The organism is Salmonella sp. A29-2, assembly GCF_020150755.1.
Lineage (GTDB): Bacteria > Pseudomonadota > Gammaproteobacteria > Enterobacterales > Enterobacteriaceae > Salmonella > Salmonella enterica.
The window spans coordinates 4,361,984-4,386,807 of sequence record NZ_CP083731.1; the positions used below are offsets into that span (position 1 = coordinate 4,361,984).

Annotated in this window: 21 protein-coding genes and 1 pseudogene; 13 read left to right on the forward strand and 9 right to left on the reverse strand. The window is 53.1% G+C overall.

All coding sequences use genetic code 11. The features are described from left to right. The first annotated feature begins 262 nt into the window (after positions 1–262). The 7 genes from melR (at position 263) to pmrB (ending at position 9,753) form a co-directional block, all read left to right on the forward strand. The gene (gene melR / locus K8W53_RS21295; RefSeq protein WP_000106992.1) at positions 263–1,195 is read left to right on the forward strand and encodes a transcriptional regulator MelR; all 933 of its coding nucleotides are present in this window, start codon (positions 263–265) and stop codon (positions 1,193–1,195) included. Positions 1,196–1,427: 232 nt separating this feature from the next. Further along, complete coding sequence (gene adiA / locus K8W53_RS21300; RefSeq protein ID WP_001538051.1) at positions 1,428–3,695, forward strand: arginine decarboxylase; 2,268 nt, start codon at positions 1,428–1,430, stop codon at positions 3,693–3,695. Between the two features lie 297 nt (positions 3,696–3,992). Next, positions 3,993–4,754, forward strand: coding sequence for an AraC family transcriptional regulator (locus K8W53_RS21305; RefSeq protein WP_001217083.1), 762 nt, complete (start codon positions 3,993–3,995; stop codon positions 4,752–4,754). Between the two features lie 139 nt (positions 4,755–4,893). Beyond that, positions 4,894–6,231, forward strand: coding sequence for an arginine/agmatine antiporter (gene adiC / locus K8W53_RS21310; RefSeq protein ID WP_000093130.1), 1,338 nt, complete (start codon positions 4,894–4,896; stop codon positions 6,229–6,231). A 133-nt stretch (positions 6,232–6,364) separates the two neighbouring features. After that, a complete protein-coding gene (eptA, locus tag K8W53_RS21315) occupies positions 6,365–8,008 on the forward strand; it encodes a phosphoethanolamine transferase EptA (RefSeq protein WP_000919290.1) in 1,644 nt (547 codons plus the stop codon). Continuing rightward, on the forward strand, positions 8,005–8,673 hold the full coding sequence (gene pmrA / locus K8W53_RS21320; protein WP_000697899.1) for a two-component system response regulator PmrA: 669 nt from the start codon (positions 8,005–8,007) through the stop codon (positions 8,671–8,673). The genes eptA and pmrA overlap by 4 nt, the downstream gene beginning before the upstream one ends. 9 nt (positions 8,674–8,682) lie before the next feature. After that, positions 8,683–9,753, forward strand: a complete 1,071-nt coding sequence (gene pmrB / locus K8W53_RS21325; protein WP_001212189.1) for a two-component system sensor histidine kinase PmrB — start codon at positions 8,683–8,685, stop codon at positions 9,751–9,753. A gap of 7 nt (positions 9,754–9,760) precedes the next feature. Here the strand turns inward: pmrB and pmrR are convergent, their stop codons facing one another. Together pmrR and proP are read right to left on the reverse strand one after the other, a co-directional pair. After that, positions 9,761–9,850, reverse strand: coding sequence for an LpxT activity modulator PmrR (gene pmrR, locus K8W53_RS21330; protein ID WP_000844399.1), 90 nt, complete (start codon positions 9,848–9,850; stop codon positions 9,761–9,763). A 69-nt stretch (positions 9,851–9,919) separates the two neighbouring features. Continuing rightward, positions 9,920–11,422 (reverse strand): glycine betaine/L-proline transporter ProP, encoded by a 1,503-nt coding sequence (gene proP / locus K8W53_RS21335; RefSeq protein ID WP_000919710.1) that lies wholly within the window; start codon positions 11,420–11,422, stop codon positions 9,920–9,922. 467 nt (positions 11,423–11,889) lie between these two features. On the opposite strand from proP, the gene K8W53_RS21340 reads away from it, so the two are divergent. From K8W53_RS21340 to yjcO, 6 genes are all read left to right on the forward strand, one after another. After that, complete coding sequence (locus K8W53_RS21340; protein WP_000056482.1) at positions 11,890–12,225, forward strand: zinc ribbon domain-containing protein YjdM; 336 nt, start codon at positions 11,890–11,892, stop codon at positions 12,223–12,225. A 119-nt stretch (positions 12,226–12,344) separates the two neighbouring features. Continuing rightward, positions 12,345–12,788, forward strand: a complete 444-nt coding sequence (gene yjdN, locus K8W53_RS21345) for a VOC family metalloprotein YjdN (protein WP_001131301.1) — start codon at positions 12,345–12,347, stop codon at positions 12,786–12,788. 151 nt (positions 12,789–12,939) lie between these two features. Further along, a complete protein-coding gene (phnO, locus tag K8W53_RS21350) occupies positions 12,940–13,374 on the forward strand; it encodes an aminoalkylphosphonate N-acetyltransferase (protein WP_001526214.1) in 435 nt (144 codons plus the stop codon). A gap of 257 nt (positions 13,375–13,631) precedes the next feature. Next, positions 13,632–14,540 (forward strand): lipid A hydroxylase LpxO, encoded by a 909-nt coding sequence (lpxO, locus tag K8W53_RS21355; RefSeq protein WP_023207268.1) that lies wholly within the window; start codon positions 13,632–13,634, stop codon positions 14,538–14,540. A 354-nt stretch (positions 14,541–14,894) separates the two neighbouring features. Further along, entirely contained in the window at positions 14,895–17,042 is a 2,148-nt protein-coding gene (fdhF, locus tag K8W53_RS21360) for a formate dehydrogenase subunit alpha (protein ID WP_077946142.1), read from the forward strand. Between the two features lie 176 nt (positions 17,043–17,218). Beyond that, positions 17,219–17,908, forward strand: a complete 690-nt coding sequence (gene yjcO / locus K8W53_RS21365) for a Sel1 family TPR-like repeat protein YjcO (RefSeq protein WP_000771454.1) — start codon at positions 17,219–17,221, stop codon at positions 17,906–17,908. A 76-nt stretch (positions 17,909–17,984) separates the two neighbouring features. Here yjcO and K8W53_RS24080 read toward each other — a convergent pair. The 7 genes and pseudogenes from K8W53_RS24080 to nrfB all read right to left on the reverse strand — a co-directional run. Next, a pseudogene (locus K8W53_RS24080) lies at positions 17,985–18,061 on the reverse strand (hypothetical protein); the annotation flags it as partial. A gap of 4 nt (positions 18,062–18,065) precedes the next feature. Next, positions 18,066–19,376: a glutamate/aspartate:proton symporter GltP gene (gene gltP, locus K8W53_RS21370; RefSeq protein ID WP_000793278.1), complete on the reverse strand. Its 1,311-nt coding sequence runs from the start codon at positions 19,374–19,376 to the stop codon at positions 18,066–18,068. A 344-nt stretch (positions 19,377–19,720) separates the two neighbouring features. Next, a complete protein-coding gene (gene nrfG, locus K8W53_RS21375) occupies positions 19,721–20,341 on the reverse strand; it encodes a heme lyase NrfEFG subunit NrfG (protein ID WP_000083232.1) in 621 nt (206 codons plus the stop codon). After that, the gene (gene nrfEF / locus K8W53_RS21380; RefSeq protein WP_023224113.1) at positions 20,338–22,560 is read right to left on the reverse strand and encodes a heme lyase NrfEFG subunit NrfEF; all 2,223 of its coding nucleotides are present in this window, start codon (positions 22,558–22,560) and stop codon (positions 20,338–20,340) included. The genes nrfG and nrfEF overlap by 4 nt, the downstream gene beginning before the upstream one ends. Then, positions 22,553–23,509 carry a cytochrome c nitrite reductase subunit NrfD gene (nrfD, locus tag K8W53_RS21385; protein ID WP_021001034.1) on the reverse strand — a complete coding sequence of 319 codons (957 nt, stop codon included), beginning with the start codon at positions 23,507–23,509 and terminating at the stop codon, positions 22,553–22,555. Before nrfD ends, nrfEF begins: the two co-directional genes overlap by 8 nt. Next, positions 23,506–24,177, reverse strand: a complete 672-nt coding sequence (nrfC, locus tag K8W53_RS21390; RefSeq protein WP_001278026.1) for a cytochrome c nitrite reductase Fe-S protein — start codon at positions 24,175–24,177, stop codon at positions 23,506–23,508. The genes nrfD and nrfC overlap by 4 nt, the downstream gene beginning before the upstream one ends. Continuing rightward, positions 24,174–24,740 carry a cytochrome c nitrite reductase pentaheme subunit gene (gene nrfB / locus K8W53_RS21395; protein ID WP_017441244.1) on the reverse strand — a complete coding sequence of 189 codons (567 nt, stop codon included), beginning with the start codon at positions 24,738–24,740 and terminating at the stop codon, positions 24,174–24,176. Before nrfB ends, nrfC begins: the two co-directional genes overlap by 4 nt. Positions 24,741–24,824: the final 84 nt, after the last annotated feature.

Sequence of the window (24,824 nt, forward strand, 5' to 3'; positions counted from 1 at the left end):
CCAGAACAGTAGTGAACACCTTCATGGTGGCACGCGTTCCCGGTGAAAACCTCCGTCTTCCCCGATGAGCATTCCCGAAAACTCAGATCGTATGCTGGCGCGCGGAAGATCTGAGTTTTTGGGACAAAATGGCGTAAAAAGCAGAGTATTCGGCCTGATAGTCAGGCTACGCTCTACAATATCGACGGATTCTGTGTCCGGATTCCCGGTTTCCTCCCGGCTAAAGGGGCATAATTCTGATAATTCAGGAAATGGAGTGACGATGAGTACGCAAGCAATATCCCTCCTCCCGCCCGACCCGCACATGTGCAACGGCGATGAAAAGCAAACCCGTAGCCCGCTGTCGCTCTATTCCGAATATCAACGACTGGACGTTGAACTGAGGCCGCCACACAGAATGGCCAGCAGTCACTGGCATGGGCAAGTAGAAGTGAATGTTCCGTTTGACGGCGATGTGGAGTATTTAATCAACAATGAAGTCGTGCAGATAAAGCAGGGGCATATCACCCTGTTTTGGGCCTGTACGCCACACCAGCTTACCCGCCCCGGCAACTGCCGCCAGATGGCGATTTTCAGTTTGCCGATGCACCTGTTTCTCTCCTGGCCGCTGGATCGCGATCTTATCAACCATGTCACGCACGGGATGGTGGTTAAATCACTGGCGACCCAGCAGCTTAGCACCTTTGAAGTGTTGCGCTGGCAGCAGGAAACAAGCAGCCCGAATGAGCAAATTCGCCAGTTGGCGATCGATGAAATCGGCCTGATGCTTAAACGCTTTAGCCTTTCCGGCTGGCAGCCCATTTTGCTCAATAAAACATCACGCACCCACAAGAATAGCGTCTCACGCCATGCGCAGTTTTACGTAAGCCAGATGCTGGGATTTATTGCCGATAACTACGATCAGGCGCTCACCATTAACGACGTCGCGGAGCATGTCAAACTCAATGCTAATTACGCGATGGGAATATTCCAGCGGGTTATGCAATTGACGATGAAGCAGTACATCACGGCGATGCGCATCAATCACGTACGTGCCTTATTGAGCGATACTGACAAAACGATCCTCGATGTCGCTCTGACAGCCGGGTTCCGATCCAGCAGCCGTTTTTACAGTACTTTTAGCAAATTTGTCGGTATGTCGCCGCAACAATACCGCAAGCTAAGTCAGCAACGACGCCAGACGATGCCCGGCTAAAGCCGGATACCACTATCAGCCAAAAAAATAATTCACCTGTCGATAAACCGCGGGTGAAATCGCTCGCCATCAATAATTAACCCATTGTTTATTAAAAATAAATATCAATAACTGACCATTATTCCATCACTTTACACCCCCTATTTGACGGGGTAATACTTGCCCACGTCACATTCATACGGCGGGTCGGCAAGGCGTAAATTGCACGGCCTCCACAACCGGGTAAAAGATGATGAAAGTATTAATTGTTGAAAGTGAGTTTCTGCATCAGGACACCTGGGTTGGCAACGCGGTTGAGCGTCTGGCGGATGCCTTGAGCCAACAAAATGTTACCGTCATTAAATCGACATCCTTCGATGACGGCTATGCCATCTTGTCCGCGAACGAAGCCATTGACTGTCTGATGTTTAGCTACCAAATGGAACAACCGGATGAGCACCTGAGCGTCAGGCAATTGATCGGTAAGCTTCACGAGCGTCAGCAAAACGTGCCCGTTTTCCTGTTAGGCGACAGGGAAAAAGCGACGGCATCGCTGGACCGCGACCTGCTGGAGCTTGTCGATGAATTCGCCTGGATTCTGGAAGACACCGCTGACTTTATCGCCGGACGCGCCGTTGCCGCCATGACCCGGTATCGCCAGCAACTGTTACCGCCGCTGTTTAACGCGTTGATGAAATACAGCGACATTCATGAATATTCATGGGCGGCGCCGGGACACCAGGGCGGCGTCGGTTTCACTAAAACGCCTGCCGGTCGCTTTTATCACGATTATTATGGCGAAAACCTGTTCCGCAGCGATATGGGGATTGAGCGTACCACGCTCGGTTCACTCCTCGACCATACCGGCGCGTTTGGCGAAAGCGAGAAAAACGCCGCCCGCGTATTCGGTGCTGACCGCTCCTGGTCCGTGGTTGTCGGGACCTCCGGTTCTAACCGTACTATTATGCAGGCCTGTATGACGGATAATGATGTCGTTGTACTGGATCGTAACTGCCATAAATCCATCGAGCAGGGGCTGATCCTCACTGGGGCCAAACCGGTATATATGGTGCCAAGCCGTAACCGTTACGGCATTATCGGGCCAATCTACCCGCAGGAAATGCAGCCTGAAACCTTGCAGAAAAAAATCAGCGCCAGCCCGCTGACCAAAACTAAAGCCGGACAGAAACCGTCTTACAGCGTAGTGACCAACTGTACCTATGACGGCGTATGCTATAACGCCAAAGAGGCGCAGGATCTGCTGGCAAAAACCAGCGATCGCATTCACTTCGACGAAGCATGGTACGGCTATGCGCGCTTCAACCCGATTTATTGCGATCACTACGCGATGCGCGGCGAGCCAGGCGACCATAACGGTCCGACCGTGTTTGCCACCCACTCCACGCACAAACTACTGAATGCGCTTTCACAAGCTTCCTACATTCACGTCCGTGAAGGCCGTGGCGCGGTGAATTTCTCCCGCTTCAACCAGGCCTATATGATGCATGCCACCACCTCTCCGTTATATGCCATCTGCGCATCCAACGATGTGGCGGTATCGATGATGGACGGTAACAGCGGCCTGTCCCTGACTCAAGAGGTGATTGACGAAGCGGTTGATTTCCGTCAGGCGATGGCGCGTCTTTATAAAGAGTTTACCGATGAAGGCGACTGGTTCTTTAAACCGTGGAATAAAGACGTCGTCACCGATCCACAAACCGGTAAAACATATGACTTCGCCGACGCGCCGGCAAAACTGCTGGCCACCGACCAGAACTGCTGGGTCATGCGCCCCGGAGAAACCTGGCACGGCTTTAAAGACCTGCCGGATAACTGGAGTATGCTGGACCCGATTAAAGTCAGTATCCTGGCGCCGGGTATGGGCGACGATGGCGAACTGGAAGCATCCGGCGTACCTGCTGCGCTGGTCACAGCATGGCTTGGCCGCCACGGTATCGTGCCGACCCGCACCACCGACTTCCAGATTATGTTCCTGTTCTCTATGGGGGTAACTCGCGGGAAATGGGGAACGCTGATCAACACGCTGTGCTCCTTCAAACATCATTACGACGCGAATACGCCGCTGGCGCAGGTGATGCCGGAACTGGTGCAGGATTATCCTGACACTTACGCGAACATGGGTATTCATGACCTGGGCGATAAAATGTTTGCCTGGCTACGTGAAAATAACCCGGGCGCCCGTCTCAACGCCGCCTATTCCACCCTGCCGGTTGCGGAGATTACCCCGCGCGACGCCTACAACGCGATCGTGAACGACAATATTGAAATGGTGGCGATTGAAAATCTACCGGGTCGCATTGCGGCGAACTCCGTTATTCCTTACCCGCCAGGCATCCCGATGCTGCTCTCCGGTGAAAACTTTGGCGATGAAAACAGTCCGCAGGTGGGTTACTTACGCTCACTGCAATCCTGGGATCATCACTTCCCTGGCTTTGAGCATGAAACCGAAGGCACGGAAATTATTGATGGCGTATATCACGTTATGTGCGTGAAAGCCTAATCACAAAGAGTCTTTTTTTTGAGGATGGCATGTATTCCCTGAGTATTGCTGCAAAACAATAATACTGTCATACCTTTTTGCGCGGGCCCCATCCCGCGCTTTTTTTATACAAAAATGACAAGTTGCCACTCGCGTACAACTTTTTGTACACCCTAATTCATCGTACAAATATTGTAATATTATTCAGGAAAGTTATTTTAGTGCAGTTTCAATTCATCACACAATTGACTCAGTCCCCGTTATCTCTCCCGTTTGGCGAGATCCGGTCTTTTATGTTCATATTCCAGGAGTTCGGGTATGAGGATTTGCAGCAACGAGCCTTGCATAGTGTTATTAACCGAAAAAGATACATGGTTACGAGTAAATGGTAAGGAGCCAATCAGTTTAAAAGCGAATTATATGGCCATTCTGGCTTGTGAAAATAACGTTATTGACATTTCATCATTAAATAGCGTGCTAGTAATACAAGTGAGTCGCAATAATATTAAAGACTATTTACAATTCCTGAATAAAGATCTCTCACACCTTCCCGTCTGGCAACGCAACGCCGATCCCTTATTGACCGCCAACTGTCTGACGCCGGATATCTTCAGGGTCGCCGCCCGCTACAGCGCGATGGAAACACCAGATGAAATTGTTAGTGAACGTACCCGTGCGCTCCTTTTCACCGTTTTATCCCGCTTTCTTGACCACAAAAAATTTATTTCTTTGTTAATGCACATGCTGCGCAGCCGCATCAGTGACAGCGTTTACCACATCATTCAGAGCGATATTCATAAAGACTGGAATCTGAGCGCCGTTGCCAGCTGCCTGTGCCTGAGTCCAAGCTTGTTAAAGAAAAAGCTCAAAAACGAGAATACCAGTTATAGCCAAATAATCACGACCTGCCGAATGCGTTATGCCGTAAACCAATTATTAATGGACGGAAAGAATATCTCTCAAGTCTCACAGCTGTGTGGGTATAACAGCACATCGTACTTTATTTCCGTGTTTAAAGAGTTTTATGGTATGACCCCCCTGCATTATGTTAGCCAACATCGGGAACGATCGGCTGCCTAATTTTTCTACACTCAACGATAAGACACGATAATAACAGCATTGGCGATAACCCGTCTCCGACATAATTCAGCGGCATTCTGAGGGGGTATGATACGACGTAATTTATCGTAACGAAGTCACCTTTTCAGGAGTCCAAATTATGTCTTCGGATGCTGATGCTCACAAAGTGGGCCTAATCCCCGTCACCTTAATGGTATCGGGGAATATTATGGGTTCAGGGGTATTCTTACTCCCTGCCAACCTGGCGGCCACTGGCGGGATTGCAATCTACGGATGGCTGGTCACTATCATCGGCGCCCTGGCGCTGTCGATGGTTTATGCCAAAATGTCGTCCTTAGATCCCAGTCCCGGCGGTTCCTATGCCTACGCACGCCGCTGCTTCGGGCCGTTTTTGGGCTATCAAACGAACGTGCTGTACTGGCTGGCATGCTGGATCGGTAATATCGCGATGGTCGTTATCGGCGTCGGCTATCTGAGCTATTTCTTCCCGATTCTGAAAGATCCGCTGGTATTAACGCTTACCTGCGTCGCGGTGCTGTGGATTTTTGTTCTGCTGAACATCGTCGGGCCGAAAATGATTACCCGCGTACAGGCCGTCGCCACCGTACTGGCGCTGGTGCCTATCGTAGGGATTGCGGTCTTCGGCTGGTTCTGGTTTAAAGGCGAAACCTATATGGCGGCCTGGAACGTGAGCGGCATGAATACTTTCGGGGCGATTCAAAGCACGTTGAACGTCACGCTATGGTCATTCATCGGGGTAGAAAGCGCCTCCGTTGCGGCCGGGGTGGTCAAAAACCCGAAACGCAACGTGCCTATCGCCACCATCGGCGGGGTACTGATCGCCGCCGTCTGCTATGTGCTCTCCACAACGGCGATTATGGGGATGATCCCCAACGCGGCGCTGCGTGTGTCGGCATCGCCTTTCGGTGACGCGGCGCGTATGGCGCTGGGCGATACCGCAGGGGCTATTGTTTCCTTCTGTGCGGCAGCGGGTTGCCTGGGCTCTCTCGGCGGCTGGACGCTGCTTGCCGGTCAAACCGCAAAAGCGGCGGCGGACGATGGTCTCTTCCCGCCGATCTTCGCGCGGGTTAATAAAGCCGGTACGCCAGTGGCTGGGTTGCTTATCGTCGGCGTGCTGATGACTATCTTCCAGTTCAGCAGTATGTCGCCGAACGCCGCGAAAGAGTTTGGTCTGGTCTCCTCCGTGTCGGTTATCTTCACCCTGGTGCCTTATCTTTACACCTGTGCCGCGCTGTTGCTGTTGGGCCACGGTCACTTTGGTAAAGCGCGCCCGCTGTATCTGCTGATTACCTTCGTCGCGTTTGTGTATTGCATCTGGGCGGTCATCGGTTCCGGCGCCAAAGAAGTGATGTGGTCGTTCGTCACGTTGATGGTGATCACCGCGCTGTATGCGTTGAACTACAACCGCATTCACAAAAACCCGTATCCGCTGGATGCGCCGGTTAAACAGGATTGACCACGTGTAGTTAATGTTATCGCAACAGGCCGGATAGCGCAGGTTATCCGGCCATCACCAACATTAAGTTCTTAAGGTTCACTTAATTTTATTTTGTCACGATTAGCGTCACCGAATCGATGGACGCATCAACATGTTAAAGCGCTTTCTTAAAAGACCTGTTCTTGGGCAAATCGCCTGGCTTCTGCTTTTTTCCTTTTATATTGCCGTCTGCCTGAACATCGCGTTCTACAAGCAGGTACTACAAGACCTACCGTTAAACTCGCTGCGCAATGTGCTGGTGTTTATTTCCATGCCGGTCGTCGCGTTTAGCGTGGTCAATAGTGTGCTGACGCTGGCCTCATTTATTTGGCTAAACCGACTGCTGGCCTGCGTTTTTATTCTGGTCGGCGCTGCCGCGCAGTATTTTATTTTGACTTACGGCATCATCATCGATCGCTCCATGATCGCCAATATGATGGATACCACGCCCGCGGAAACCTTTGCGCTGATGACGCCGCAAATGGTGCTGACGCTGGGATTAAGCGGCGTTCTGGCAGCCGTGATTGCCTTCTGGGTCAAAATCCGTCCGGCGACGCCGCGCTTACGTAGCGGGCTTTACCGCCTGGCCAGCGTCCTGATCTCTATTTTATTAGTTATTCTGGTCGCCGCCTTTTTCTATAAAGATTACGCCTCGCTATTTCGAAATAATAAACAGTTGATCAAAGCGTTAAGCCCATCGAACAGTATTGTCGCCAGTTGGTCATGGTATTCGCATCAACGGCTGGCGAATTTGCCGCTGGTACGCATTGGCGAGGATGCCCATCGCAATCCATTAATGCTGAAAGGCGATCGCAAAAACCTGACGATTCTCATCGTTGGCGAAACCTCGCGCGGCGATGATTTCTCTCTTGGCGGCTATCCGCGCGACACCAATCCGCGGCTGGCGAAAGACGATGTGATCTACTTCCCGCATACCACCTCTTGCGGTACGGCGACCGCGATCTCCGTTCCCTGCATGTTTTCTGATATGCCGCGCAAACATTATGACGAAGAGCTGGCGCATCACCAGGAAGGGCTGCTGGATATTATCCAGCGCGCGGGGATTAACGTACTGTGGAATGATAATGACGGCGGCTGTAAAGGCGCATGCGATCGCGTTCCGCATCAAAATGTCACCGAGCTAAACCTGCCCGGACAATGTATCGACGGCGAGTGCTACGATGAAGTGTTATTTCACGGTCTGGAAGACTATATCGACCATTTGAAAGGCGATGGCGTTATTGTATTACATACCATCGGCAGCCACGGCCCAACCTATTACAACCGTTATCCACCGCAGTTTAAAAAATTTACCCCAACCTGTGACACTAACGAAATTCAGAACTGTTCCCAACAGCAGTTGATCAACACCTATGATAATACCGTGCTGTACGTGGACTATATTGTAGATAAAGCTATTAACCTGCTGAAATCTCATCAGGATAAATTCACCACCAGCCTGGTCTATCTTTCCGATCACGGCGAATCATTGGGTGAAAATGGCGTTTATTTACACGGTTTGCCGTATTCCATTGCGCCGGATACGCAAAAACATGTCCCGATGCTCATTTGGCTTTCTAAAGATTATCAACAGCGTTATCAGGTGGATCAGGCCTGCCTGCAAAAACGGGCGAGCACGCTGGATTATTCACAGGACAATCTTTTCTCAACCATGCTGGGATTAACCGGCGTACAAACGACGTATTACCAGGCCGCAGATGATATTCTGCAACCGTGCAGGAGACTAAGCGAATGAAGATACTGATTGTTGAAGACGACACGCTATTATTACAGGGGTTAATACTCGCCGCGCAAACCGAAGGCTATGCGTGTGATGGCGTTTCGACAGCGCGTGCCGCCGAGCATAGTCTGGAGTCTGGTCATTACAGTCTGATGGTGCTGGATTTAGGGCTGCCCGATGAGGATGGCCTGCATTTCCTGACGCGAATCCGACAGAAAAAATACACCCTGCCGGTACTCATTCTGACCGCCCGCGATACGCTCAACGATCGCATTACCGGGCTGGATGTCGGCGCAGATGATTATCTGGTTAAACCCTTCGCCCTGGAGGAGTTGCACGCCCGCATCCGCGCGCTGCTGCGCCGCCATAATAATCAGGGTGAAAGTGAACTGACGGTTGGCAATCTGACGCTCAATATAGGCCGCCATCAGGCATGGAGGGATGGACAGGAACTGACCCTGACGCCTAAGGAGTACGCGTTGCTCTCACGGTTGATGCTCAAGGCAGGCAGTCCGGTGCACCGGGAAATTCTTTATAACGATATCTACAACTGGGATAACGAACCCTCGACCAACACTCTGGAAGTGCATATACATAATTTGCGCGACAAAGTCGGCAAGTCGCGCATTCGCACGGTTCGCGGGTTTGGCTACATGCTGGTTGCCACTGAGGAAAGCTAAGTGAGCCTGATGCGTTTTCAGCGAAGAGCGATGACCCTTCGCCAGCGTTTAATGCTGACAATTGGTCTTATTCTGCTGGTGTTCCAGTTAATCAGTACCTTCTGGTTATGGCATGAAAGCACTGAGCAAATCCAATTGTTCGAGCAGGCGCTGCGGGATAATCGCAATAACGATCGCCATATCATGCACGAAATTCGCGAGGCGGTCGCCAGCCTGATCGTCCCCGGCGTATTTATGGTTAGCCTGACGCTGCTAATTTGTTACCAGGCGGTACGGCGTATTACCCGTCCGCTCGCCGAACTGCAAAAAGAGCTGGAAGCGCGGACGGCGGATAATCTGGCGCCGATCGCCATTCACAGCTCCACGCTTGAGATTGAGTCCGTCGTCTCGGCGATCAATCAACTGGTTACGCGTTTGACCACCACGCTCGACAATGAACGCCTTTTTACCGCCGATGTGGCCCATGAGCTACGCACGCCGCTGTCGGGGGTGCGTTTGCATCTGGAATTATTGTCAAAAACCCACAATGTTGATGTCGCGCCGCTTATCGCCCGTCTTGACCAGATGATGGATAGCGTCTCCCAGCTTCTGCAACTGGCGCGCGTGGGCCAGTCATTCTCTTCCGGGAATTATCAGGAAGTAAAACTGCTGGAAGATGTGATCCTCCCCTCCTACGATGAGCTGAACACTATGCTGGAAACGCGCCAGCAAACTCTGTTGCTGCCGGAAAGCGCGGCGGACGTGGTGGTGCGCGGTGACGCGACGTTACTGCGTATGCTGTTGCGAAATCTGGTGGAAAACGCGCATCGCTATAGCCCTGAAGGAACCCATATCACTATCCACATTAGCGCCGACCCCGACGCTATTATGGCGGTCGAAGACGAGGGGCCGGGTATTGATGAAAGCAAATGCGGGAAGCTAAGCGAAGCGTTCGTGCGGATGGACAGCCGTTATGGCGGAATTGGCCTGGGGCTGAGTATCGTCAGCCGCATCACCCAGCTACATCAGGGACAGTTTTTCCTGCAAAACCGTACGGAAAGAACAGGCACCCGTGCCTGGGTACTGTTGAAAAAGGCATAACAGGCGTTTAATACGTCGTGACCCACACATAGATAAAACTGCTGACAATCAGCACACTACACAGGGTCGTCAAACTTTTATAAATATAGCTTTTCATGACGCTCTCCTCCAAAGGTATGGAGGAGAGTATGCCCGCGAGAGATTAAGCGAACCTTAAGCGCGAAAATTATTCATCGATACGCGGATGTTGCTGTACCAGACGCGAACGTTTGACCTGCAGCTCCGCAATTTCCTGATCGATGTCGTCGATTTTCTGCTCAATATTATCGTAATGCTCGCCCAGAATTTCCTTCGCTTCCTGGATGTCCGACGCTGCTGGCGTTGCGCCTTTTAGCGGGCGATTGGCCGTCTCTTTCATGGAAATACCGGTAATCAAACCTATCACCGCGATGACCATCAAATAATACGCCGGCATCATCAGATCCTGCGAGCTTTCCACCAGCCAGGCCGCCAGCGTTGGCGTCAGACCGGCAATCAATACAGAGATATTAAAAGCCGCCGCCAGCGCGCTGTAACGAATATGCGTCGGAAACATCGCCGGCAACGTCGAGGCCATCACCCCGGTAAAGCAGTTCAGAATCACCGCCAGCATCAACAAACCGGCAAAAATCAGGCCAATAACGTTACTGTTAATCAGGATGAAGGCCGGGATCGCCAGCGCAAACAGCGCAATGCTGCCCATAATCACAAACGGACGACGACCGAAACGATCGCTCAGCAGCCCCATCACCGGCTGCACAAACAGCATCCCGATCATAATGGCGATGATAATCAACACGCCGTGATCTTCAGAATAGTGCAGGTTATGCGACAGGTAGCTCGGCATGTAGGTGAGCAGCATGTAGTAGGTCACGTTGGTGGCAATCACCAGACCGATACACGACAACAGGCTACGCCAGTGTTTGGTGGCAATCTCTTTAAAGGAGACTTTCGGCCCATCCTGCAACCCTTCGCGGTCGCCCTGCTCCAGTTTATCTACGTGCTGCTGAAACGCTGGCGTCTCCTCCAGCGCATGGCGTAAGTAGAGACCAATAATCCCCAATGGCAGGGCGATAAAGAACGGAATACGCCAGCCCCACTCAAGGAAATTCTCCTCGCCGACAATCGTTGAGATTAAGACCACCACGCCCGCGCCCAGCACGAACCCGGCGATGGAACCAAAATCCAGCCAGCTTCCCATAAATCCGCGTTTACGATCCGGCGAATATTCCGCGACAAAGATCGACGCGCCGGTATATTCCCCGCCAACCGAGAAGCCCTGCGCCATTTTACACAGCAACAACAGTATTGGCGCCCAGATACCGATCGTCGCGTAAGAGGGGATTAACCCGATACAGAAGGTACTGATCGACATAATCACAATCGTGATCGCCAGGATCTTCTGGCGCCCGTATTTATCGCCGAGCATACCAAAGAATAACCCGCCGAGCGGACGAATCAGGAAGGGAACGGAAAAGGTGGCCAGCGCGGCAATCATCTGGACGCTGGGATCGGCGCCGGGGAAAAAGACTTTACCCAACGCGTAGGCAACAAATCCATAAACACCAAAATCAAACCACTCCATCGCGTTGCCCAGCGAGGCGGCGGTAATCGCTTTGCGAAGTTTACCATCATCAATGATGGTCACATCGCCCAGTGTAATCGGTTTTATTTTTTTCCTTTTCAGCATAGCTGTCCTCATAGGCTAAGCCCTGTAGCGCTATATACGGCGGGCACTGGCATACCGCGCCAGCGTCGCCGTCGAGCGGAGGGAGGGGCGCGAACGCTATCCCTCATACAAGCGTAGCAGGTTTACTTACACTGTCCGGTTACGGACTGTACAACCGAACCTGTTGACGCCTGAATGGGCAGTTAATGACCTTTTTACCCTAACAGGGTTTAAATATGTGATCAACTTCACACATATATGTCAATTCGGTCAAAAGGTGTAAATAAGGACGCCCTAATGCGCTGTGGTGACAGTAAAAAAGCGGTTATTCGAGTGTAAACCATTGCTGACTGGCGTGACGCAGACCCTTTTATAAAAGCGGCAATAGTCCCGACAACGCTAAGGATTTTGTGTATAATTGCGGCCTTTTTCGGCGATCTGCCATTTTTGGGCGCGTTTGCCCCCGCTGACTTTTTGAGGATACCAACATGTCATTACCCCACTGCCCGCAATGTAACTCCGAATATACCTACGAAGATAACGGCATGTTCATCTGCCCGGAATGCGCTCACGAATGGAACGATGCGGAACCCGCTCAGGAGAGCGATGAACTGATTGTCAAAGACGCCAACGGCAACCTGCTGGCGGACGGCGATAGCGTCACCATCGTGAAAGATCTGAAAGTAAAAGGCAGCTCTTCCATGCTGAAAATCGGCACCAAAGTGAAGAACATTCGTCTGGTTGAAGGCGACCATAACATCGACTGCAAAATCGATGGTTTTGGCCCGATGAAACTGAAATCCGAGTTCGTGAAAAAGAACTGATTTACCGCGTCATTGCCCGGTAGCGCCTCGCTTACCGGGCCTGAGCGGCCCTGCCACCAACAATATTGTGCCAATTTCGAACTACACTTAACGAGCATCTCTTACCTGAGGTAACCATCATGCCGTTAAGTCCCTATCTCTCTTTTGCCGGCAACTGTGCCGACGCCATCGCGTATTATCAACAAACGTTAGGCGCAGAACTGCTTTATAAACTCAGCTTCGGTGAAATGCCCCCCTCGGCGGCGGATAACGAAGAGGGCTGCCCGTCAGGAATGCGCTTTCCCGATACTGCTATCGCCCACGCCAACATGCGCATTGCCGGCAGCGATATCATGATGAGTGATGCCAGCGCGTCGGGAACGGCGCATTATTCCGGCTTTACGCTGGTGCTTGATACCCAGGATGTAGCAGAAGGGAAGCGCTGGTTTGATAACCTTGCCGCACAAGGGCAAATCGAAATGGACTGGCAGGAGACCTTCTGGGCGCAGGGTTTCGGCAAGGTCAGCGATCGTTTCGGTGTGCCGTGGATGATTAACGTGGTTAAACATCAGCCTGCCACCTAACTCCCCGGGAGGATCGCCCTCCCCCTTGCCATCAGAGTGATCTTTGGCTGTACGTTATCCGCCGTTTAACTGTCATAGAATAAATCATGACGGTAGTTTGCTACAGTCTGGCGAAAGATGGTTGATCCTGATGAAGCGTCGGGAGGACATTATGCCAGTCTGTGAATTACGCCACGCGACAACAGAGGATACCGATTCTGTTTACGCGCTTATCTGTGAGTTACTTAAAAATGAGCTTGATTATCAGGCTTTCAGGGATGGATTTGCCGCTAATTTACTGGACCCCAACGTTCATTATCGTTTAGCGCTGCGCAACGGAGAGGTAGTCGGCATGATCAGCCTGCATATGCAGTTTCATCTCCATCATGCCAACTGGATTGGCGAAATTCAGGAGTTGGTGGTATTACCGCCGATGCGGGGACAAAAAATTGGCAGTCAGCTTCTGGCCTGGGCAGAAGAAGAAGCACGTCAGGCGGGCGCCGAGCTAACGGAGCTTTCCACAAATATTAAACGCCGCGATGCACACCGTTTTTATCTTCGCGAAGGTTACAAGCAAAGTCATTTTCGGTTTACGAAAGCATTGTGATCGGGCAGCCGTCATCGGGAGATAAGGCATAACGTAATCAGCCATCACCGGGTGAAGTAGCGGAGTCATCTCAATTCTACTGTCGACAAGCCTGGATAAAGGTTAAACGGGCTGACTCGCTTCTTTAGCAAAAATGGCCCTTTTAAGTTGTAGAAATGTAAATTTATTGTCAACGAACTACACTTTTCTCTTTGGCATCACCGGGAGGGTTGCCTGAAAATCCCGGGATGAGGTTTTCTTAGAAGGACAGTGACGTTATGTTCGCAGCAATCATTATCGGTATTTTTATTATCAGCGTCATTTATGCGCATTCACGCGGTGTGGAAAAACAAAAACTTTCCCGTCAGCTCTTTGACCACTCGACGTTTATGGCGCCGATCAATATGTTCATGACTCGCTTCTCAACGTTACCGGCAAAGCAGCCGTACTTTGATACCATGGCATTTCCAGAGCTGCAGAAGCTGACGGAAAACTGGCAGGTGATTCGCGAAGAGGCGCTACGGCTTCAGCATCACATAAAAGCCGCGCAGGCCAATAACGACGCCGGATTCAATACCTTTTTCAAGCGCGGCTGGAAACGGTTTTACCTTAAATGGTATTCCGATGCCCACCCGTCGGCGGAAACGTTATGCCCGATAACGACAAAGCTGGTCAACAGCATCCCCTCTATCAAAGCGGCGATGTTCGCCGAGTTGCCTCCCGGAGCCTATCTGGGAAAACATCGCGACCCCTATGCCGGTTCAGTACGTTACCATCTTGGATTAAGCACACCGAATGACGACCGCTGTTTTATTGAAGTTGATCGACAGCGCCATAGCTGGCGCGACGGCGAAGCCGTCATCTTCGACGAAACCTACGTTCATTGGGCGGAAAATAAAACTGAGCAGACGCGTATTATCCTCTTTTGCGATATTGAGCGCCCAATGAAATGGCGCTGGGCGCAGAGCGTAAACCACTGGGTCGGCGCATCGTTGATGTCCGCCGCCAGTTCGCCAAACGACGAGAACGATCGCACCGGCGCGATTAATCGCATCTTTAAATACGTTCACGCAGCACGCGATGCCGGGCAACGGCTGAAAAAGAAAAACCGCACTCTCTATTACGCGCTGAAATATCTCGTTATTGCCGCTATTTTTGCCGCGATAATCCTTTTCAGCCTCCTCTGAAGCCGGGCCGCGGTATGGAACTGCCTGCCGCGGCCTGTTCTATCCTGGCGTTAGTCTCAAAGCGTTCCCTGGCCTTGAGTCTATCCATCCGGATAATTTCCACTTCAGGCAGAGCAGATTGCCGGATGGCGGCTCCGCCCTATCTGGCCTGCGCTCAGCGTTTCTCCCCATAATAAATGTCATGCGGCATTTTCTTTCGACACGTCAAAACTGACGATAGCCTGTTTTTCGTCAGGGTTTTGAACAAAATTCGCCCGTAATATCAGGGAAAGCCCATACTAAAAAAGTGGCATAAAACATGCATACTGAGGGCGACAGCGCGTATGCGCGATTTGATTAACTGGAGCGAAACCGATGAAAAAAGTCGTCACGGTTTGCCCGTATTGCGCATCAGGTTGCAAAATCAATCTGGTGGTCGATAACGGCAAAATCGTCCGGGCTGAGGCGGCGCAGGGGAAAACCAACCAGGGTACCCTGTGTCTGAAGGGCTACTACGGCTGGGATTTTATTAATGATACCCAGATCCTGACCCCGCGCCTGAAAACCCCAATGATCCGTCGCCAGCGTGGCGGCAAACTGGAATCTGTTTCCTGGGATGAAGCGCTCAATTACGTCGCTGAACGTTTGAGCGCCATCAAAGCGAAGTACGGTCCGGATGCAATCCAGACAACCGGCTCCTCTCGCGGTACCGGAAATGAAACCAACTATGTAATGCAAAAATTCGCACGCGCCGTTATTGGTACCAATAACGTTGACTGCTGCGCTCGCGTCTGACACGGCCCATCGGTTGCAGGTCTGCACCAATCGGTCGGTAACGGCGCAATGAGTAATGCGATTAACGAAATTGATAACACTGATTTAGTGTTCGTCTTCGGGTATAACCCGGCGGATTCCCACCCTATCGTGGCGAATCATGTGATTAACGCTAAACGCAACGGGGCGAAAATTATCGTCTGCGATCCGCGCAAAATTGAAACTGCGCGCATCGCTGACATGCATATCGCGTTGAAAAACGGCTCGAATATCGCGCTGCTCAACGCCATGGGGCATGTCATTATTGAAGAAAACCTGTACGACAAAGCGTTTGTCGCCAGCCGTACCGAAGGTTTTGAAGAGTACAGTAAGATTGTCGAAGGCTATACGCCGGAGTCCGTCGAAGAGATCACTGGCGTGAGCGCACAGGAGATTCGTCAGGCGGCGCGGATGTATGCCAGCGCGAAAAGCGCAGCGATCTTGTGGGGTATGGGCGTCACCCAGTTCTATCAGGGTGTGGATACCGTGCGTTCACTGACCAGCCTCGCGATGCTGACCGGCAACCTCGGCAAGCCAAGCGCGGGCGTTAACCCGGTTCGCGGCCAGAACAACGTTCAGGGCGCGTGCGATATGGGCGCGCTCCCGGATACTTATCCGGGCTACCAGTACGTTAAGTTCCCGGAAAACCGCGAGAAGTTCGCTAAAGCCTGGGGCGTAGAAAGTCTGCCTGCGCATACCGGCTATCGCATCAGCGAGCTGCCGCACCGTGCGGCGCATGGCGAAGTGCGCGCGGCGTACATTATGGGTGAAGATCCGCTGCAAACCGATGCGGAACTCTCTGCGGTACGTAAAGCGTTTGAGGATCTGGAACTGGTCATCGTGCAGGATATCTTCATGACCAAAACCGCGTCGGCGGCGGATGTGATTTTACCCTCCACCTCCTGGGGCGAGCATGAAGGCGTCTTCTCTGCGGCTGACCGTGGCTTCCAGCGCTTCTTTAAAGCCGTTGAACCGAAGTGGGACCTGAAAACCGACTGGCAGATTATCAGTGAAATCGCCACCCGGATGGGCTATCCGATGCACTACAACAATACCCAGGAAATCTGGGATGAGTTGCGTCATCTGTGCCCGGATTTCTACGGCGCCACTTACGAGAAGATGGGCGAACTGGGCTATATCCAGTGGCCATGCCGCGACACGTCGGATGCCGATCAGGGAACCTCGTACCTCTTTAAAGAGAAGTTCGATACCCCCAACGGTCTGGCGCAGTTCTTCACCTGCGACTGGGTAGCGCCTATTGATAAACTCACCGAAGAGTACCCGATGGTACTGTCGACGGTGCGCGAAGTCGGTCACTACTCCTGCCGCTCAATGACCGGTAACTGTGCGGCGCTGGCCGCGCTGGCCGATGAACCGGGCTATGCGCAAATCAATACCGTCGACGCCGCGCGTCTGGGCATTGAAGATGAAGCGCTGGTGTGGGTTCATTCGCGCAAAGGTAAAATCATCACCCGCGCGCAGGTCAGCGATCGCCCGAACAAAGGGGCGATTTACATGACCTACCAGTGGTGGATTGGCGCCTGTAACGAGCTGGTGACTGAAAACCTCAGCCCGATTACCAAAACGCCGGAGTACAAATACTGCGCCGTACGCGTTGAGCCGATCGCCGATCAGCGAGCCGCCGAGCAGTATGTGATTGATGAGTACAACAAGCTGAAAACCCGCCTGCGCGAAAGCGCAATGGGTTGATCTGCCGGATGGCGGCATCAGAATGCTTTATTCGGCCTGCGTCTACTGTAGGCCTGATTAGATGCATTAGCATCGCCATCAGGCATTTTCCCTATAACAGCCTCCACCCGGAGGCTGTTTTTTTATCCATACGATCTCTTTATACTGTCTTTTCCGTACCCTAAATAAAATTCAAAATGAAACTACTTCTTGCATTGATGTTATTTATGACATTCTTTGCCCATGCCGCAGATCCTGAGCCGGGTAGCCAGTATTTGCAGGCAGCAGAGGCAGGTGACAGACGCGCACAATATTTTCTGGCCGACAGTTGGTTGAGCTATGGCGATTTGAACAAAGCTGAATACTGGGCGCAAAAAGCCGCCGACAGTGGCGACGCCGACGCCTGCGCGCTACTGGCGCAAATCAAAATCACTAATCCGGTAAGCCTGGATTATCCCGACGCGAAAAAGCTGGCTGAAAAGGCGGCTAACGCGGGCAGTAAAGCGGGAGAAATTACGCTGGCGCGGATCCTGGTCAACACCCAGGCCGGGCGCCCGGACTACCCAAAAGCCATCTCGCTGCTGCAAAAGGCCTCTGAAGATCTGGATAACGACTCCGCGGTGGATGCGCAAATGTTGCTTGGCCTGATTTACGCCAACGGCGTGGGCATTGCCGCCGATGATGAAAAAGCCGCCTGGTATTTCAAACGCAGTTCCGCCATTTCCCGTACCGGCTATTCAGAATACTGGGCGGGAATGATGTTTTTAAACGGTGAACCGGGCTTTATTGAAAAGAACAAGCAGAAGGCGTTGCACTGGTTGAATCTAAGCTGTCTGGAAGGGTTTGATACCGGTTGCGAAGAGTTCGAAACGCTAACAAATGGCTGATGTTTATTGCCGGATGAACGTAGTCGTTGTAGGCCTGATAAGCGTAGCACCATCAGGCAACCCGGAGCAGGTTGTCGGATGGCGGCGTAAACGCCTTATCCGGCCTACATTTTCTTTCTTTGTAGGCCGGATAAGCAAAGCGCCATCCGGCAATCCGTTATTGGGCGGTTTTATCAAATTTGCCCAGCACATCGCGCTCATAGGCCAGCGCTTTTTTGCGGTCAAACTTGTGTTCCCACTTGGCGATCACCAGCACCGCCAGCGCATTCCCCACCACATTTAGCGCAGTACGCGCCATGTCGAGGATACGGTCGACACCGGCGATAAACGCCAGCCCTTCCAGCGGAATGCCCACGCTGCCCAGCGTCGCCAGTAACACCACGAAGGAAACGCCAGGCACGCCGGCAATCCCTTTCGACGTCACCATCAGCGTCAGCACCAGTACAATTTCCTGCCACAGCGACAGGTCGATACCGTATAGCTGCGCGATAAAAATGGCGGCGATGCTCTGGTATAACGTGGAGCCGTCGAGGTTAAATGAGTAACCGGTCGGTACCACGAAACTGGTGATAGAGGCTGGCGCGCCGTAAGCTTCCATCTTCTCGATAATGCGCGGCAGTACGCTCTCGGAGCTGGCGGTCGAGTACGCCAGAATCAATTCATCTTTCAGAATGCGAATCAGAATCCAGATACTTAACCCGCACAGGCGCGCCACGATGCCCAGCACCACCAGCGCAAAGAAGATAATGGCAAAGTGTACCAGTAGCACCAGTTTCGCCAGCGGCCACAGCGACGCGAAACCAAAATTCGCCACCGTGACGGCGATCAGCGCAAAAACGCCCACTGGCGCATAGCGCATCACCATATGGGTGACTTTAAACATGGTTTCAGAGATGGAACGAAATACCGTCACCAGCGGTTCGCGGTGCGTTGCCGGCAGGGACGACAACCCCAGCCCAAACAGGACCGAGAAAAAGATAATTGGCAGCATATCCCCTTTGGCCATCGATGCGATGATATTGGTCGGCACCAGCGACAGTATCGTCCCCATCAGTCCATGCGCATGACTTTGTACTTCCGCCGTGGTGTTCTGGTATTTCGAAATATCGACGGTCGCCAGTTGCGACATATCAATGCCTGAGCCTGGCTGAAAGACATTCGCCAGCGTAATGCCGAGGATAATCGCCACCGTGGTGATCAGTTCAAAATAGAGAATGGTTTTGGCGCCGATACGGCCTAGCTGTTTCGCATCGCCAACGCCGGCGATGCCGACAATCAGAGTCGAGATCACGATCGGCACGACGATCATTTTAATCAGGTGGATAAAGATATCGCCAGCAGGCGACAGCAGGTTGGCAATCAGCCATTCACGACTGTCACTGTGATAATGCAGATAGCTGCCCAACAGAATGCCCAGCACCATAGCCAGCAAAATTTGCCAGGCCAGGCTGACTTTCAAATTTTTCATAACAACAGACTTCCTCGATGAAGCGTTGCTCTCCGCCGAAAGCATGAGAGCAATACATACTGAAAGGGTATGATTTGTGTTGCGTTGGTTTGTAGAGTTTTTTAACGCGCATAATCAGTATCATTTGTATAGCGTCTTGCGCAACCCTTTCATAACAGGGCTTTTGGCTGTTTTTATGCATAATAACGCGAGTTTATGGCGTTAATGATGAATAACTATTTGTTATGGAAAGTTTTTTACTTCGTCAAAAACGAATAATACACTGAGGTAATTAATTTTTACTTGTGTCTCATTCGCCGTTTTTTTAAACAGCACACATGACAAAAGTCACAAAAAAGAAAAAATTATTTCTGCCGATTTTGTAACAATTTAGCCAAATTAATGGCCTCTACCAGCTGCGCGCGGTTCACTCGCGGCGAGTTGGCATCCAGTAAGGTTTGCCACAGCGACACGGCTTGCGCATAATCCGCCTGCATAAACGCATCCGCCGCCAGCAGCATCTGCGCGGTCACTTCTGTCGCATCCAGCGCTAACGCTTTATTAATCATTTCACGCGTCGCAGGCGTCATATGTTGTCCGGCCTGGTAATACAGCACCGTTGCCAGCGCGGCGAAAAGCTGCGCGTTATCGCCTCGCAGACGCAACGCCTGACGATATGCCAGCAGCGCATTGTCATACGCATTGCGATAGAGATAATACTCGCCCAGCCGCGCCCATTGCTCGCTATCCTGCGGATTGGCGCGGATTTTTTCTTGCAGCCTGGAAAGCTGCGCCTCTGGCGTTTGCGGGTTCGTAAAGTCACGTAGCGGATCGGCCAGACGCTGTTGCTCGCTACGCACAGCCTGCCATTTCGGCGTCAACAGATAGCCGCCGACACAGGCAGCCACCATCAACACCGCCGCAGCCGCCAGACGCTTTACGGGCATGGGACGTAACGGCGCAGTGGAGTGTTCAGACTGGCTCATTGTTCCCCCTCTCCTGCGTGCTGACGCTTTCTCACCCGCCAGGCCACCACGCCCACCAGCAATAACAGCAGGTACGGCAGCGCCCACAACAGCAGCGTTTGCTCATTCAACGGCGGGTTGTAGCGTACGAAATCACCATAACGGTCGGTCATCCAGGCGGTGATTTCCGCTTCGCTTTTACCTTCGGCCACCATGCTGTAAACCTGATGGCGCATACTGACCGCCACGGGCGCATTGGATTCCAACAAATTCTGGTTCTGACACTGCGGACAGCGCAGTTGACTGGCAATAGACAGCGCTTTTTCCTGCTGTTGCGGATTGTCAAAGCGCCAGGTATCCACCACCTGGGCGTGGGTGCTAAAAGGCAGAAAAATCAGAAAAGCCACAAGTAACATCGTCTTGCCGGATGGCGGCGTAAACGCCTTATCCGGCCTACCATCCTTTTCACTCGTAGGCCTGATAAGCGCAGCGCCATCAGGCAATAACTCAGGATGCTTCCTCCCCCGCCATCCGCTCAGCAGCGCGCCACACACCATCAACAATCCCCCACCCCAGATCCAGCGCACGCCGGTCTGCACGTATAAGCGCATGGCGTAACGATCCGGTCCGTTTTTTTCGCCCATCACCGCGTACCAGTCATGTAGCAGGTTCCAGTGAATCCCCGGCTCCATCATCTGTTGACGACGCGCGGCATAGAAGCGCCTTTCAGGCTGCAGGCTGCCAATGCGTTTTTCATTCCGCCACAACGTGATCCGCGCTTTTTCACTGGTGTAGTTGCCTTTGGCTTCCAGATCCAGACGCTCGAAACGAAAGGTATAGCCCGCCAGTACCACCTGCTGACCGGGGCTGAGGTTAAGGCTGATTTCATGCCGACTACCGCTGGAAACCATGATCCCGGCGGCGAAGATAAATACGCCCGTATGCGCCAGCAATGCCGGAAGCTGACGATGCACAGAGACTTTGCGGCTTCTGATTGTCGCCAGCACGATAACTACCAGCATCAGCAGGCCAAACGGCAGCGTGACGCGATTAAAATAGGGCGCGCCCACCGAAAGCCTTCCCCAGCCCATCAAACCATAAATCATGGGGTAGAGCGTCCCGACCAGCACGATCAACAAGACGGCGCTAAAGAGCAGCAGCGTCGTCAGAATGAGCGTTTCGCACTTTCCGCCGCCCAAACGCGTCGCCGGATACGGCTCCCGTGCCCGCCAGCCGTACAGAGCAAGCGATGCCAGACTTAACGCGGCAAAAAGGGTAAACAGCGGCACCGCGCGCACGTTATCCAGCGCAAAGGCATGTACCGAAACAAGAATGCCGGAACGCACAATCAGCGTTCCCAGCAACGAGAGGATCAGCGTCAGTATCGCCAGCAGCAACGACCAGTGACGGAATCTCCCGCGCTGGCGGCTGACATACAGACTGTGCAGCAACGCGCTGGCGGCAAGCCACGGCAACAACGAGGCATTTTCCACCGGGTCCCAGAACCACCAGCCGCCCCAGCCCAGTTCGCAATACGCCCACCACGATCCGAGAATGATCCCCAGCGTCAGAGCGCACCAGCCGGGTAACGCCCAGCGCCAGCACACCCAGGCGGTTGCGGCGTTAAAGCCGCCGCACAGTAGCGAGGCCAGCGCTACGCTCGCCGCGGTCATCAGGCCGCCATAACCCAGATAGAGCAGCGGCGGATGTAAGATCAGCCCCAGATGTTGCAGCATGGGATTAAGGTCGCGCCCTTCCATGGCGGGAGGGAAAATACGCAGGAACGGATCGGACCACAGCACAATAAATAGCAGCAGCGAGGCCATAATGAGGGACAAGATGCTCAGGGTCAGCGGAAAAAGCGCGTCAGATTCATGCCGGGAGCGCCAGGCGAATAGCGCCGTCCACCCCGAAAGAAGCAACGCCCACAGCAGGAGCGAGCCTTCATGACCGCCCCATACCGCCGCCAGTTTCAGTCCCCATGACAACTGACTATGGCTATGCTGCGCAACATAAACGACCGAAAAATCGCTGGTCAGAAAACAGCTAACCAGAATCGCAAACGCCAGTAGCAGCAGCGTGAACGCCGTCCACGCGCCGCAGGTCGTCAGGCGCATGACGCCGCGCCAGTGCAGCCCCATCCCGCACCACGTCGCCAGCGGGGTCAGCACGTTGACCCCGAGACTCAACAACAGCGCCAGAAATCCGGCTTCAGGAAGGAAGATGTCCAGATTATGCAACCGTTAGCTGTCCCGCATAAAGAATGAAAAAGCGCAGCAGCAGCACGCCGGTCAAACTGGCGCCGCAAACGGCCAGCACGCCGTGAAACGTGACGCTACGGTTAGCCCAGGGTTTCAGCAGCAGCGGGATAATCAATCCCAGCCCTACGACCCCAAGCCAGAACCACCAGCTCCAGAATCCGCCGCCCAGCGCCGCCGCCAGCGCGCGCATTTTGCCGTCATCGCCCAGCGCCAGCCCGATAAAAAAGGCCGCCAGCAGGAAGATCTCCAGCCATACCACCGGAGTTTCCATGCGATGTACAAAGCGCGCCTCGGTGCTGTGCGGGTTGCTACGATGGCGTAACGCCATAGCGATCAGCGCCACCGCCGCGCCGGAGGAGATGCCGGAGAACAGGAACAGCGCCGGCAGGATCGGGTTATTCAGGAACGGATAGGATTTCAGCGCCGACAGCAGAAAGCCGGTATACGCGCCGAGCAAAACCGCCAGTACCAGCATTAACGTCTCCAGCGCGCGATGAAACGGCGTTATTAGCGCCAACACTTTCTGCACGATCTCTAACCGCGGCAGCCAACGCTGTTGCAGGGCAATCACCTCTTTTTCAAAGATTTTTGCCAGCCACAGCACTAACACCACCATGTACAGCTGGAACAGCATCACCCCCATCGACATCACCGAGGTAAAGCTGTAGTGGAACATCAGCTTCCAGAAGGTCCACGGGCGCGTCAGGTGGAAGACCAGAATCAGCAGACCAAGAATAATCGCCCCCGGCCCTAACACCAGCGTGGTGCGTAGCAGCGTGCTGTCCGAACCACCCGCCTCCGGATGGAAGCGGCGCAGCAGAATCGCCAACGTAACCAGTCCGGCGGAGATGCCAATCAGAAACAGATAGATGGCGATGGGCCAGTCCCACACCAGTGATGCAAAATGAAATGCAGAAGCGGGTGTCATTGGCTCACCTCCCCATAGTTAAAGGGAACGCGGTAGACCTTCGGTTTTGTGCCCAGCGCCAGCTTGTAACGATAGGTGGTTTTCTGCCGCAACAAACGGGAGATATCGCTGTTGGGATCGTCCAGATTACCAAACGTCAGCGCCTTCGTCGGACATGACTCAACGCAGGCGGGCTGTTTGCCCGCTTTCAGGTTGGTTTTCCGGCAGAAATCGCATTTATCCGCCGTTTTGCTCACCGGATGGATAAAGCGCACGCGGTAGGGACACGCGGCAATGCAGTACTGGCAGCCGACGCAAAGGTCCGGATTCACGTCGACAATACCGCTGGCGGCATCGCGGAATGATGCCCCCGTCGGGCAGACGTCAACGCAGGGGGCATGGTCGCAATGCTGGCACGAGTGGCGGAAAAAGCGATATTTCACCTCCGGAAACGTCCCCTGCGGCTCGCTGCGAATAATCGTCAGGCGCGATACGCCCTCCGGCACGTTGTTGACTTCCCGACAGGCATCCATGCAGGCCGTGCAGCCGATGCATAATGACTCATCGTGTACCATGCCATAACGCACGCCGTTAATATTCAACGTGTTCGCTACAACGCGTCCTGCCATCCCACTGACCGCCGCCAGCGCGCCGACGCGGGTAATAAATTGACGTCGGGTGCAACTCATGGCTGCTCCTTAAGCAACGGAACGGACGCCGGATTAAAGTGCGGGTTAGTACGCTGATCGCTGTGGCAATCCACGCATATTTTGATCCGCCCTTTCTCGCTTAGCGTCTGCATCGTGTCTTGCTGCGGATGCAGGGAATGGCAACTGGCGCAGGTCACTTTAGTAACATGAACATCGTGCGGCCAGAACGCTTTTTGCAGTTGTTCAGGCAAGTGGCAGGACATACAGACGCTGTTCTGCTGCTCTACCGTATACATCGGGTCGTTAAAACGCATCACATCTTTCACCCCTTCACGGTGGTGAAGCGACGGTTGACCGTGGCAGTTGGTACAGGTTATCGGCAATTTATTGTTCGGGTTGATAGCGCCCGTATGTTTACCGTGCATACCTTCGGTGTCCGGCTTGTGACAGTCCAGACAGGCAGCATCCGGATTACGCTGCTGGGTGACCGTCCAGCGTTGATCCGACTCCTGCTGCGTTGGCGTGGCAGTGATTCCACTCAGGCTCCAGAACAGGCCTGACGCCAGCACCCCAGCAGTTAATAACGAACGTAATACGCTCATATTCACTCCATTACATAATGCCTGATGGCGCGCAGCTTTAAGGCCTACAAGACTTCTGTAGGCCGGATAAAGCGCTTGCGCTGT